Consider the following 13,633-nt stretch of genomic DNA (forward strand, 5'->3'; position numbering starts at 1 on the left):
GAGGAAAATCTTTTGAAGATTACTTTATTATATGGTGGACGCAGTGCGGAACACGAAGTTTCGATTCTTTCAGCGTTTTCCGTTTTAAATGCTATTTATTATGCTTATTATCAAGTACAGCTCGTATTTATTAGTAAAGACGGCCAATGGGTCAAAGGCCCATTGTTGACTGAAAAACCTACAAGTGAAGAAGAATTGCACTTGACGTGGGACCCAAGTGGGAAAATGACAGAAGGATTTACCGGCACTGTCATCAATCCAGGAGAGATCAAAGAAGAAGGAACCATCGTCTTCCCAGTTCTACACGGTCCAAATGGTGAGGATGGCACGATCCAAGGATTCTTGGAAACCTTGAATATGCCTTATGTCGGTGCGGGTGTGTTGACGAGTGCTTGTGCCATGGATAAGATCATGACAAAATATATTTTACAAGCAGCCGGAGTACCGCAAGTACCTTATGTTCCAGTTTTGAAGAATCAATGGAAAGAAAATCCTAAAAAGGTATTTGACCAATGTGAAGGCTCATTGCTTTATCCGATGTTCGTGAAGCCAGCAAATATGGGTTCGAGCGTGGGGATCACTAAAGCTGAAAATCGAGAAGAATTACAGAATGCCTTAGCAACAGCTTACCAATACGATTCACGTGCCATCGTTGAACAAGGAATCGAAGCACGGGAGATCGAAGTCGCTGTTTTAGGAAATGAAGACGTCCGCACGACCTTGCCTGGTGAAGTGGTAAAAGACGTGGCATTTTACGATTATGATGCGAAGTACATCAATAATCGCATCGAGATGCAGATTCCAGCCGAAGTACCAGAAGAAGTCCATCAAAAAGCACAAGAGTATGCAAAATTAGCGTATACGATGTTAGGTGGAAGTGGCTTGAGCCGTTGTGATTTCTTCTTGACGAATAAAAATGAATTATTCCTGAATGAATTAAATTCAATGCCTGGATTTACAGCATTCAGCATGTACCCATTGCTTTGGGAAAATATGGGCTTGAAATACGGTGACTTGATTGAAGAGTTGATCCAATTAGGCTTGAACCGTTATAATCAAAGACAAAGTTTCTTTGACTAATTGAAACGTAATCAGCACAAGTATGTATGTGTCGAAGTAGTATGTATAGCAAAATAAAGGTTGTGGATGATCATCTGGTACTGATTGAAAGCGAAAGATTTTTACTATTCGACGCTATCAGTATTGGCGATTTTCACCACCTTTTTTGTTCCTATTCCTATAGGACTACTGGTCTAAATCGAAAGGACAGAGAATGGATGAACATAACAATACAAGAAATTGCTCAAGCAGTTGGAAGTCACCATGAGTCAACCCAATCAATCACAGGAGTAGAATTTGATAGCCGCAAAATCAAAGAAGGCGATTTGTTCGTTCCTTTAGCGGGCGCAAGAGATGGGCATGAATTTATTGAACAAGCTATCGCAAATGGGGCAGTTGCTTCTTTTTGGAGTTGGGCAGCCGAAAAGGCACCAGAGGGGATCGAGATCATACCAGTTTCTGATCCTTTAAAAGCAATGCAAGAGTTGGCGCAATACTATTTGAAAAAAGTTGGGGCAGATGTGGTGGCTGTTACCGGTAGTAATGGGAAGACGACCACAAAGGATCTAACAGCTTCTGTCTTAGCGCAAGGATATAAAACTTATAAAACACAAGGAAATTACAATAATAATATTGGCATGCCTTATACGATCTTGCATATGCCTCAAGATACTGAAAAAATCGTTTTAGAAATGGGAATGGATCATGCCAATGAAATTACGGAACTCTCGTTGCTGGCACAACCAAAAGTTGCAGCAATCACGATGATCGGTGAGGCTCATATCGAGAATTTAGGGTCACGAGAAGGCATCGCCAAAGCAAAAATGGAGATTGCTGATGGGTTGCTACCAGACGGATTATTGATCGTACCGAATAATGAACCATTGTTAGAACCGTTGATTGCTCCGTTGTCTCAAAAAATCAAGACGTTTGGAATCGAACAAGGCGATATTTCTGCACAACGAATCATCGAAGAAAAGCAACAAACGACATTTATCGTTGAAGGCGAATCATTCACGATCCCTTTACCTGGTAAGTATAATGTGACGAACGCGCTGATTGCTTATGCGATCGGGCAGTTTTTCGAGTTGTCTCTGTCGGAAATCCGACGAGGTCTAGCAACTGTCACAGTGACACAAAACCGAACAGAATGGCTGACTGTTGGAAACGGGGCAGCGATCTTAAGCGATGTTTATAATGCCAATCCTACAGCTATGGGATTAGTCTTAGATACTGTAGCAAGCCTCCCAGCAGCGGGACGAAAACTTGCCGTGTTAGCCGATATGTTGGAGCTAGGGGTAGACTCGCCTCTCATGCATGCTTCCATGAGTGAACATATTTCTTCAGACATCTTTTCGATGATCTTTTTGTATGGAAAAGAAATGCAGGCGTTAAAAGATGCTTTGGCTCAGAAATATCCTGATTTGCCGGTTTATTATACCGAAGAAAATAAAGAGCAATTGATTGCAGCGGTGATTGCTGAGATCCAGCCAGATGACACGATTGTACTAAAAGGTAGTAATAGTATGGGCTTGATTGAAGTGGTCGAACGACTACAAGAAATGAAATAAAAACTGTAAACTTGCAGAAAACAATAAATTATGCTAGAATAACCTATTGCCGAAAGATGAAGAGAAATTGGACTGGCTTGATGATGAAATGCGAAAGCCAGATGTCATAACAATGATAAAGCTGAACGCGACCCGTTTGGCTTTTCTAATGCCTAAACTTCGCAAAGTGATTTTTCGGTGGTGCCACAGGGGCTAAGAATGGATGGGAAACGTGCGTGGCCACTGTCAAAAAAGCAACAGACACTTTGACCGAACAAAAGACGGGGTAGCAAACTATAGCTACATCCTCAGTTAACAACCATATAGGAGGATTCATTTGAAATTTAAAGAACTAGAATTATCACCAGAATTATTAAAATCAGTAGAACGTGCAGGATTTGAAGAAGCGACACCGATCCAATCAGAAACAATCCCACTTGCTTTACAAGGTAAAGATGTGATTGGACAAGCACAAACAGGAACAGGTAAAACTGCTGCGTTTGGCTTACCGATGTTAGAGAAAATCGATGCAAATCGTCAAGAACTACAAGGATTGGTTATTGCACCAACACGTGAATTAGCGATCCAAACACAAGAAGAACTTTATCGTTTAGGACGTGACAAACGTGTCCGTGTCCAAGCTGTCTATGGTGGCGCCGATATCGGTCGCCAAATCCGTGGATTGAAAGACCGTCCACATATCGTCGTTGGTACACCAGGTCGTATGTTAGACCATATCAACCGCCACACATTGAAACTTGGAACAGTTGAAACATTAGTATTAGATGAAGCAGACGAAATGTTGAACATGGGCTTCTTAGAAGATATCGAAAGTATTATCTCTAAAGTACCAGACCAACGTCAAACACTATTGTTCTCAGCAACAATGCCACCAGCAATCAAAAACATCGGTGTGAAATTCATGAAAGATCCAACACACGTGAAAATCAAAACCAAAGAAATGACTGCTGATTTGATCGATCAATACTATGTACGCGCAAAAGAATACGAAAAATTCGATGTGATGACTCGCTTGCTCGATGTACAATCACCAGAATTAACGATCGTCTTCGGACGTACAAAACGTCGTGTAGATGAATTAGCTCGTGGCTTAGAAGCTCGTGGCTATCGTGCAGAAGGTATCCATGGCGACCTTTCCCAACAAAAACGTATGAGCGTATTACGTTCATTCAAGAGTGGTCATTTAGATATTTTAGTTGCTACAGACGTAGCTGCACGTGGTTTAGATATCTCAGGAGTTACTCATGTATACAACTATGATATCCCACAAGACCCAGAAAGCTATGTTCACCGTATCGGTCGTACTGGTCGTGCAGGTAAAGGTGGTATGTCAGTAACTTTCGTTACACCAAACGAAATGGGTTACTTACATGTTATTGAAAACTTAACGAAAAAACGTATGACAACTTTACGTCCACCGACTGAAAAAGAAGCATTCAAAGGACAACTAGGCGCTGCTATTGAACAAATCGAAGAAAAACTTGAAGAGAATGGCTTAGATAAATATCTGCAAACTGCGGATAAATTATTGGAAGAATACTCTGCTCAAGATTTAGTCGCTTTATTGTTGAAAACAACAGCCAAAGATCCATCAGATGCAACACCAGTAAAAATCACACCAGAACGTCCATTGCCAATGCAGAAAAAAGGCTACAACAAAAATGGTAAACGTGGTGGCGGAAACAGCCGTAATCGTCGTGATAATGGCAACTACCGTGGCAACAAAAATTCAAAAGGTAGCGGTAGCTACAGCAAAAACCATAACAAACAAAAAGACAATGGTGGAAAACGCACAAACGACAAAAAACGTGGTTTCGTGATCCGCACGAACAACGACTAATCCACATGTAAAGGGGTGGTCTCAGAAGGACCATCCGAATAAGCCCGTCAGATCCAAAAATAGCTTACCTATTTTTGGCCTTGACGGGCTTATTTTGTATTGTTTATTTGGAATTGATAGATAATAAAAAAACAAACATACGCTCTCTTTCATTACATAAAGAAGTAGAGATCATAGGGTAAAAATCTACTAATAATGGGAAGTCTAAGAGTATTAAGTATAAATTTAACGTAGTTCCTCCTTTTAGCAGGTAATTTAGATAACTTTAACAAAAATGTTATTTAAAAAAATAAAATATTTAGCTTTTTAAGGATATAGCAACAAATTTTTGTTTTTTTTGTTTATTAAGTAAAAATAATTTCTTTTTTTATGCGTGATCCATGGTAAATTAGAATTAATACCAATAAAATCATTTTATAAACAAACAATGCGGAAAATGATTTATATATCAGCTGTTTTTCGAATTGTACGTCTTATTTTTTTGAAAAACGTTCGTAAAAAAAAGCAATGAAGTGACTTGAACTGTTTTCTTTGCGTCAGAGATTTTTAGCAATCAATTCTCAATGGTTTTTTATTGGAGAAAATGAAGAAGTGGTTTTTCACTAGGGAACAACTTTCATTTTTGTTATTTCTAGACTTATTGGTGGTAAATTGTCTAAAATTTGGTAGAATTAGAGTGTTCTAAAATTTTTTGAAAAGAGAATCGTGTATGATAAAAGGGATTGGGATTGATGCAGTTGAACTGTCGAGGATTGCTAAGATCATTAAAGAAAAGCAAAACTTTATTGATCGTGTACTGACACCAAGTGAAATCGAAATGTTTCGTTTGCTGCCATTTCATCGTCAGGTTGAGTTTTTAGGCGGTCGTTATGCATGTAAAGAAGCTTTTTCAAAGGCTTGGGGAACAGGGATCGGTAAAGTTACCTTTCAAGAGATCGAAATTTTAAAAAATGGATCAGGACAACCAATTGTAACGAAATCTCCACATGAAGGAGCAGTCTGGGTCAGCATCACACATACAGACGAGTTAGCTTTTGCACAGATTATTTTAGAAGACTAGAAAGAAGGAAGAACAATGGTTATTGCTTGGCATCGTCCGACAAAAGCAATTGTACATAAACAGGCAATTACAGAAAATGTAGCAAATGAAATAGCTCGATTGAATGGGAAAGAATTGTTTGCTGTTGTCAAAGCAGATGGTTATGGTCATGGAGCAATCGAAACAGCAGAAGCTGCAAAAAAAGGTGGAGCTTCTGGTTTTTGCGTAGCTACTTTAGATGAGGGAATCGAGCTGAGAGAGGCAGGTTTCACACAACCTATTCTTGTATTGAATATGATTCCAATCGATGCGTTGACACTTGCAGTCATCCACGATCTATCCATTACTGCGGGAACAAAAGAATGGTTGGAAGCTGCGGCTACTTATATAGCAGAACGACATCTAGAATATTTATTGAAATTGCATTTGAAAGTCGATACCGGAATGGGAAGAATTGGCTTTCTCAATAGTGCAGAAGTGAATGAGGCAGTGGAAATCATCCAAGATAGTCCCAATTTAGAATGGGAAGGGATCTATACTCATTTTTCCACAGCAGATCAAGCAGATACCACCTATTGGGAACAGCAGAACCAAAAATTCATTGAGATCATCGAAAGTCTACCTACTTTACCAAGATATATCCACAGCAGTAATAGTGCCACTGCATTATGGCACGAAAAAGCTATAGGCAATATGATCCGCTATGGGGTAGCAATGTATGGCTTGAATCCATCCGGTCACGCGTTAGCGGAAGTGTATCCCCTACAACCAGCGCTTGAACTTGTATCTGAATTGATCCAAGTGAAAGAGTTGTCAGCAGGAGAAGGTGTAGGTTATGGAAAAACCTATACGACTTCAGCTTCAGAATGGATCGGAACTGTACCAATCGGTTACGCAGATGGTTGGTTACGGAAAATGCAAGGTTTCTCATTATTAGTGGAGGGAAATTATTGTGAGATCATTGGTCGTGTATGCATGGATCAATTGATGATCCGTCTGCCCTATCAAATGCCAGTAGGAACTAAAGTTACGTTGATCGGGAAAAATCAACAGGCTAAAATCACAATGCAAGATGTAGCAGATCAATTGGGTACGATCCATTACGAAGTCGCATGTGTGCTAGGGCCCCGTATACCTAGAGAATATCAAGAGTGAGGAGAGGCGTATGGTAAAAAGAGGAGATATTTATTTTGCTGATCTTTCTCCGGTGGTAGGATCAGAACAAGGTGGGACAAGACCGGTCTTAGTGATTCAGAACAATTTAGGTAATCATTTTAGTCCAACGGTCATCGTAGCAGCAATTACTGCGAAAATGGCGAAACCTAAATTGCCCACACATATAGGAATCAAAGCGACCGGAACAGGGATCGAAAGAGACTCAGTCATTTTACTTGAACAAATCAGAACGATTGATAAGTCCAGATTAAAAGAAAAAGTCTGTCATTTAGAACGATCGATCATGTTAGATGTCGATCGTGCATTGAAAATCAGTGTTGGTATCGAAGCGCTTGTCCCAGTGTCAAAATAAAAGACAAAAACAGCACGTTTATACATAAAAAATAGCACCGTGTGTTTAGTCAATCATTGCGCGATTCAGCGCTTGGCAACAACAAAAAAAGAGGAACTTCAACGGTCTGGGACATTCGTCCTATCGCACCACCTAAAACCGAATAAACGGCGGGAACAGAAGTAACCTCTTCGAAAATAAGGCGCCATCCACAAAAATTTGAAAAACAATTTTCGTGGATGGTGCCTTATTTCTCGAAGCTAAACACTTCGATCCCGACCTCTGGCTGTCGTGCCTTTTTTTGTTTGTGTGGTTCAGGTTTACCGGATTTTCCAGTTCTATCAGAAGATTTAGTTTATAAAATAACTATGCATATATATTGAAAATAAGATTATAATTTTATGAGTAACCAATTTAGACATTTTTTTAGAAACTATGGTAAGCTTTTTATAACAGATTTATTTGACTACACATAAAAAATTCTCGGGATGCTACATTTGGTAGTGGACTAGCGAATAAAAGAAGATTAATTATTTGTTAAGCAAAAGATGACAATATTCGGACAGTTTGATTTAACTGTCAAAAAATTAGTTGCTTGATTGAAAATAGGATTGAAAATCGTATGGTTTTCATGATAAAGTGATGCAGCTGAAACAAAAAAAGGTGATGAATATGAAATCAATAAAAAATACAATAAACTTATATTTACTTGATTGGAAACGAATTTTTAAAAATCCTGTTGCGACTCTTTTGATCATCGCAATTATGATCATTCCTTCATTATATGCTTGGTTCAATATCAAAGCATTATGGGACCCTTATGGCAATACAGGGGAATTACCGATTGCTGTTTATAGTGCAGACAAGCCGGCTGAGTTTGAAGGACAAGAAGTCGCCATCGGAAAAGAAGTACTGAAATCATTACATGAAAATAAAGATTTAGGTTGGCAGTTCGTTGACTCTAAAAAAGAATTAGAAGACGGTGTACGGTCTGGGGAATATTATGCTGGTATCTATTTGCCAGAGAATTTCTCGGAGGATTTATTAAGCTTTACGAGTGGTGATATCAAAAAGCCGGAAATTGAATATACAGTCAATGAAAAAATCAATGCCATTGCACCAAAAATCACAGATAAAGGTGCATCTACGATCCAATCACAAATCTCCAGTGAATTTATTCGAACGGCGAGCGAAACTTTACTAAAAGTCTTTAATGAAATTGGGTACGATATTGATACAAACCTGGTAAGTATCAATAAAGTAAAATCAATGATTCTATCAACAGATGAAAACTTGGATACGATCGATGGCTATACCCAACAAGTACTTGATCTACAAAAACAACTACCAGATATCAAAGACAAATTAGCGAAAGCAAATGAATTTGTTGATTATCTCCCAGAAGTGGATGAGATGGGACAAAAGGTCGTTGAATTGAACGATAAAATGCCAGAATTAAAGGAACAAGCCAAAATCATTCTTGACCTTCAACAAAAAATCCCAGAGATCCAAGATGCTGGACGACAAATTGCTGAAATCGACAACGATTTTTCATCAATCGAAGAAACGATGAATCAAGGAATCGAGGAAGCAAAACAAGGATTGACCATCATCCAACAAGTCCAAGACATCTTACCTGATGTGAAAAATTTAGAATCACAAGCGAAGAATCTCGCAGCGGATACCAAAACGGGCGCTGAACAATTAAAAGAAGCCGTACCAGGTATCACGACAAGCGTGAAGACGACGTTAGATTCGATTGGGCAAGTAGCGACCACAACAGGTTCATTAGCGAAAACAATCGAAAATGCTGTCGAAGATGGGCAATTGACAGCTGAGGAAAAAGAAAATATCAATAACTTGTTAACTAATTTTATCAACGGTATTAATGAGCAACAACAAGCAACTGACAAGTTGATTTCATTTTTGGAAGATTTACAAGCCAACGCTGGTAATACAAAACTACAACCTATTATTGATACATTGAAAAGTGTCAAACCAGTATTAACTGATTTACAAAACCGATTAACACGATTAAATGAAGCTGTTCAGGCAGGAGATATTTCTCAAGTTACTAGCCTTTTAGAAGAAGTACAAACTGCTGCTAATTCTGTCAACGGATTGATCAGTAGTATCAATGTAAATGAAGTCAGCACCACCGTTGAATCGATCTTGACTCAAGTGATCGATACGATCAGTACGGCGCAAGGTGCGTTGAGTAAAGCAGATCAAATCGACTTTGATTCGCTATTAAATTCAACCAAAGCAACCGTAACAAATGCGGTGGCGATCTTAGAGAAATATCAAAAAGAAATGCCTGCAATCGGTCAAGAGGTCCATGATGCGAATACGATGCTAAATGATAATATGGAAACGATCGTAAATGGAATCAATAAGGGAGCTGACCTATACAATAACGACTTACCTGTATTAGAAGAGAAACTTGGTTTAGCTGCTGATTTTATCCAAAATGATTGGCCAACGATCAAAAATGAAATCAATACCACAATGACCACCGTCAACGATAAAATGCCAGAAGTCGAAACAGCGGTGAATGCTGCGGCAGACTTGATCACGAATGACTGGCCAAACATCAAAGCTGGTATCCAAAAAGCCGCAGATGCGATCCGTAAAGGAGAAGAAGAGGTTGATCTTGGGGAAGTCATCAAACTCTTGAAATTAGATGCGACAAAGGAAAGTGAATTCTTTACGATGCCTGTGGAACTACAAACTAATTCGTTGTATCCAATCCCTAATAATGGATCAGCAAGTACACCGTTCTATACTGCGCTATGTTTGTGGGTAGGTGCGGTCTTACTTTCAAGTGTCGCTACAACAGATTACTATTTAGATAAAAAAGCGCGTAAAAACTATACAAAACGGGAACAGTTTGGCGCCCGCATGTTGACCTTCTTGACGATGGCGATCGCTCAAAGCTTGATCGTTACTTTAGGGAACATGTTCTTGCTTGGTGTGTATGTAGTGAATCCAGTCTACAGTGTACTGTTTGCTGTTTTGATTGCTTTGTCATTTATGATGATCGTCTATGTTTTAGCAGCGCTGTTTGACAATGTCGGCAAAGGGATAGCCATCATTATTCTTGTCTTGTCCATATCTGGTGGTGGTGGGAACTATCCAATTCAAGTTTCAGGGAAATTTTTCCAAATGATCAATCCTTTCTTGCCATTTACTCATGCAGTCAACCTCTTACGTGAATCAGCTGGTGGTATCTATTGGCCAAATGCCCTACATGCGATTTTGATATTAGTCGGCATATTTATTGTCGTAGGGATCGTTGGTACAGTGTCGTATCCATTTGTGAGTGAAAAAATGAAGAAATTCAAAGAAGCTGCGCATGAAAGTCGAATCTTCCACTAAAACGTGATACCATCTATTCGTTTCTCGTAAAGATTTTAAGACTCAGTTTTTAAGTGAAGACGAGTTTAGGATAACGTTATTTTCCTAAGCTCGTCTTTTTTCTATAACAGAGAATTTAAATGGTTTAATTATGTAAATCACTCTAAACATGAATTAAAAAAATATGGGGATTTTCTATCGATATTTTCCTCGAATTTTGTTGACATTTAAAGGTCAAGGGCGTACTATAACATCTTGTTTACTATAAAAAATGACACCTGTAATTCGTAGGGGAAAAGGTGTGTAAAGGAGCATAGAAATTGGATTACTTAAAAAGGTTGTTAGTAGGGAAGCCGTTGAAGTCGGCGGAAAACGACGAGCATAAATTAACAAGGTTTGCTGCGTTAGCACTACTATCTTCCGATGCGTTGTCATCGATTGCGTACGGAACAGAACAAATCGTTGTGGTATTAGTGGCGTTGTCTGCTGCTGCGATCTGGTATTCATTGCCAATTGCTGCATTTGTTATTATTTTATTGATTTCATTAACTCTTTCTTATCGGCAGATCATTCACGCTTATCCACACGGGGGTGGGGCTTACGTTGTTAGTAGTGAGAACCTCGGTAAAAATGCTGGACTGATTTCGGGCGGGTCTTTATTGATCGATTATATGCTGACTGTTGCGGTTTCCGTCTCAGCCGGTGCAGAGGCGATTACTTCTGCTATACCAGCTCTATATGGGCATCAAGTAGCGATTTCAGTGACTATCGTCCTCTTGTTGATGATGTTGAACTTACGTGGACTGAGAGAGTCAGCTTCGTTTTTACTATTCCCAGTCTATACATTTATTCTCGTCATCTCCTTATTGATTGTCGTTGGTTTGTTTAATATCGTGACTGGGGCAGTACCATTACAAGCAACAGCACTGCCTGGTGCAGTTGTCCCTGGGGTTTCCGTCGCATTGATCTTACGGGCTTTTTCTTCTGGTTCTTCTTCATTGACTGGTGTAGAGGCAATCAGTAATGCGGTACCGTTCTTCAAAAAGCCACGGGCGAAAAACGCAGCGATGACCTTGACGATGATGGCAGTGATCTTAGGGTTCTTTTTTGTAGGGATCACGTTTATCAACTATTGGTATGGAATTGTTCCTGAAAAAGAAGTAACTGTTCTTTCCCAAATCGGACAAGCTGTTTTTGGACATGGGATCTTGTATTATATCTTGCAATTTGCGACAGCCTTGATTTTGGCAGTGGCAGCAAATACAGGGTTTTCTGCCTTTCCAGTATTAGCGTATAACTTAGCAAAAGATAAATTCATGCCTCATATGTACCAAGATCGTGGTGATCGTTTAGGGTACTCAAATGGGATCATCACGCTTGCATTAGGGTCGATTGTGCTATTGTTTATTTTCAATGGCTCTACTGAACGATTGATTCCACTGTATTCCATTGGTGTATTTATCCCCTTTGCATTATCGCAAACAGGAATGGTCATCAAATGGAAAAAAGAAGGCAAAAAGTGGTGGACGAAATCAATTGCGAATATTACGGGTGCATTTATCTCTTATGCCATCATCGCAATTTTATTTGTTTACCGCTTAGGTGATATTTGGCCGTTCTTCATCATCATGCCAATCGTCATGTTCGTCTTCTATAAAATCCATGATCATTATAAAAAAGTAGCAGAACAACTTCGATTAGAAGACGAAGTAAACTTACACGAGTATGAAGGAAATACGGTTTTGGTACTTGTAGGGAACGTTACGCGGGTAAATACCGGAGCGTTGAATTATGCGCGTTCGATCGGTGATTATGTTGTTGCTATGCACGTTTCATTAGATGAGGATATCGAAAAGGAAAAAGAGATCCAAGCAGAATTTAAAAAGCATTTTCCAGATGTGCGTCTTTCAATCGTCCATTCTTCTTATCGGTCGATCCAAAATCCGATTTTGCGTTATGTGGATATAGTCAGCAAGAATGCTGCAAAACAAAATTATACGACGACCGTATTGATTCCACAATTTGTCCCAAATCGCAGATGGCAGAATATCTTGCATAATCAGACGAGTCTGAGATTGCGTTTACGCCTTTCTTGGCGTGAAAATATCGTCGTAAGTACGTATAGCTACCATTTGAAAAAATAAGTACATGATAGTGAGTAATAATTTTAGAGGTCGGGACAGAAGTGTTCAGCCTCGAGAAATAAGGCGCCATCCACGAAAATTGTTCTTCAAATTTTTGTGGATGGCGCCTTATTTCCGAAGAGGTTACTTCTGTTCCCGCCGTTTATTCGATTTTAGGTGGTGGTAGAGAATTGATGTTCCACTCCCTTTTTTATAGTTATGTGAAATTGGGTTGGGTATTCAATTTTACGAAAAATGTATTCACGTTGTATTTATATTATGATGATAATAGATAGAATGGAGGGCGAAGATTATGAAGACTAGGAAACAAGGTAATGCGATTGTTTTAACTGTACCTACTAAATTTGGCATAGAAGAAAATATTGAGTATATTGCTGTTAAGGGAGAAGACGATACAATCACGTTTATAAAAAAGAAAAAAATATTTTTGATGAAGCATTTGAAAATGATGAAACAATTGATGCAAGTGCTGGTTTTCCTGAGGATTCACCTGTAGGAAAGGAAATTATTTAATGGCATATACTATTAATGGCTATACGCCTAAACAAGGCGATTTTGTGATTATTAATTTCAATCCCAGTATAGGTAGAGAGATTAAAAAAAGAAGACCTGCAATTGTTGTCAGTGCGAACCATTATAATGCAGTAACAGGAATGTGTGCGGTTTGTCCAATTACTGATACGAAATATAAAAACCATATTGCATTAGATAAGAGGCATAAACTACAAGGATATATCAATCCTTTTCAAATCAAAACATTTGATTTTATGGAAAAGCAGAGAAATATACGCTTCGTAGAGAAAGCCACTCTGGCTGAATTAGGTGAAGTGGCGCAAATCATTGATATGGTGTTTGATTTTTCGTCATTATTGTCAGAGTAAGTAGCAACTCATTTATTTATAGTTTATGTAGAACTGTACATACCAGAAGATTCAGTCAATGACTATCTATCTGAATTTTAAATAAAAAAACACCACCAAATCAAGAATTTTGCAGCGACCCCCAAAAGTTAGACCAAAAAATCTAACTTTTGGGGGTCGCTATTTGTATGGCAAAATATCATTTTGAATTAAAGATAAAAATCGTTAAAGAATATCTTAGTGGCGGGGGTGGGTA

Annotated in this window: 9 protein-coding genes and 1 pseudogene; all 10 read left to right on the forward strand. The window is 38.8% G+C overall.

Going from position 1 to position 13,633, the window contains the following annotated elements:
- Positions 1-12: 12 nt before the first annotated feature.
- Positions 13-1,080, forward strand: coding sequence for a D-alanine--D-alanine ligase (locus I2F89_RS13435; protein WP_019722696.1), 1,068 nt, complete (start codon positions 13-15; stop codon positions 1,078-1,080).
- Positions 1,081-1,277: 197 nt separating this feature from the next.
- Positions 1,278-2,630, forward strand: coding sequence for a UDP-N-acetylmuramoyl-tripeptide--D-alanyl-D-alanine ligase (locus I2F89_RS13440; protein ID WP_195514494.1), 1,353 nt, complete (start codon positions 1,278-1,280; stop codon positions 2,628-2,630).
- Between the two features lie 316 nt (positions 2,631-2,946).
- Positions 2,947-4,470 carry a degradosome RNA helicase CshA gene (gene cshA, locus I2F89_RS13445; RefSeq protein WP_195514495.1) on the forward strand — a complete coding sequence of 508 codons (1,524 nt, stop codon included), beginning with the start codon at positions 2,947-2,949 and terminating at the stop codon, positions 4,468-4,470.
- A 709-nt stretch (positions 4,471-5,179) separates the two neighbouring features.
- Positions 5,180-5,530: a holo-ACP synthase gene (acpS, locus tag I2F89_RS13450; RefSeq protein WP_010736606.1), complete on the forward strand. Its 351-nt coding sequence runs from the start codon at positions 5,180-5,182 to the stop codon at positions 5,528-5,530.
- Between the two features lie 15 nt (positions 5,531-5,545).
- Positions 5,546-6,664, forward strand: a complete 1,119-nt coding sequence (alr, locus tag I2F89_RS13455) for an alanine racemase (RefSeq protein WP_195514496.1) — start codon at positions 5,546-5,548, stop codon at positions 6,662-6,664.
- 10 nt (positions 6,665-6,674) lie between these two features.
- Positions 6,675-7,037: a type II toxin-antitoxin system PemK/MazF family toxin gene (locus I2F89_RS13460; RefSeq protein ID WP_019722700.1), complete on the forward strand. Its 363-nt coding sequence runs from the start codon at positions 6,675-6,677 to the stop codon at positions 7,035-7,037.
- Between the two features lie 651 nt (positions 7,038-7,688).
- Positions 7,689-10,394 carry a YhgE/Pip domain-containing protein gene (locus I2F89_RS13465; protein WP_195514497.1) on the forward strand — a complete coding sequence of 902 codons (2,706 nt, stop codon included), beginning with the start codon at positions 7,689-7,691 and terminating at the stop codon, positions 10,392-10,394.
- A 299-nt stretch (positions 10,395-10,693) separates the two neighbouring features.
- Positions 10,694-12,517, forward strand: a complete 1,824-nt coding sequence (locus tag I2F89_RS13470; RefSeq protein ID WP_195514498.1) for an APC family permease — start codon at positions 10,694-10,696, stop codon at positions 12,515-12,517.
- Between the two features lie 292 nt (positions 12,518-12,809).
- Positions 12,810-13,030: pseudogene (gene mazE / locus I2F89_RS13475) on the forward strand (type II toxin-antitoxin system PemI/MazE family antitoxin).
- The gene (locus I2F89_RS13480; RefSeq protein ID WP_195514499.1) at positions 13,030-13,398 is read left to right on the forward strand and encodes a type II toxin-antitoxin system PemK/MazF family toxin; all 369 of its coding nucleotides are present in this window, start codon (positions 13,030-13,032) and stop codon (positions 13,396-13,398) included. The pseudogene mazE and the gene I2F89_RS13480 overlap by 1 nt, the downstream one beginning before the upstream one ends.
- The last annotated feature ends 235 nt before the right edge of the window (positions 13,399-13,633 follow it).

Origin of the sequence: Enterococcus sp. 1001283B150225_161107_E12, from assembly GCF_015556925.1 — a bacterium.
Taxonomy (GTDB): domain Bacteria; phylum Bacillota; class Bacilli; order Lactobacillales; family Enterococcaceae; genus Enterococcus_B; species Enterococcus_B mundtii.

Coding starts and splice junctions, on each gene's coding strand:
- I2F89_RS13440 (WP_195514494.1), top strand. CDS start 1,278: ATGAACATAACAATACAAGAAATTGCTCAAGCAGTTGGAAGTCACCAT.
- acpS (WP_010736606.1), top strand. CDS start 5,180: ATGATAAAAGGGATTGGGATTGATGCAGTTGAACTGTCGAGGATTGCT.
- alr (WP_195514496.1), top strand. CDS start 5,546: ATGGTTATTGCTTGGCATCGTCCGACAAAAGCAATTGTACATAAACAG.
- I2F89_RS13460 (WP_019722700.1), top strand. CDS start 6,675: ATGGTAAAAAGAGGAGATATTTATTTTGCTGATCTTTCTCCGGTGGTA.
- I2F89_RS13465 (WP_195514497.1), top strand. CDS start 7,689: ATGAAATCAATAAAAAATACAATAAACTTATATTTACTTGATTGGAAA.
- I2F89_RS13480 (WP_195514499.1), top strand. CDS start 13,030: ATGGCATATACTATTAATGGCTATACGCCTAAACAAGGCGATTTTGTG.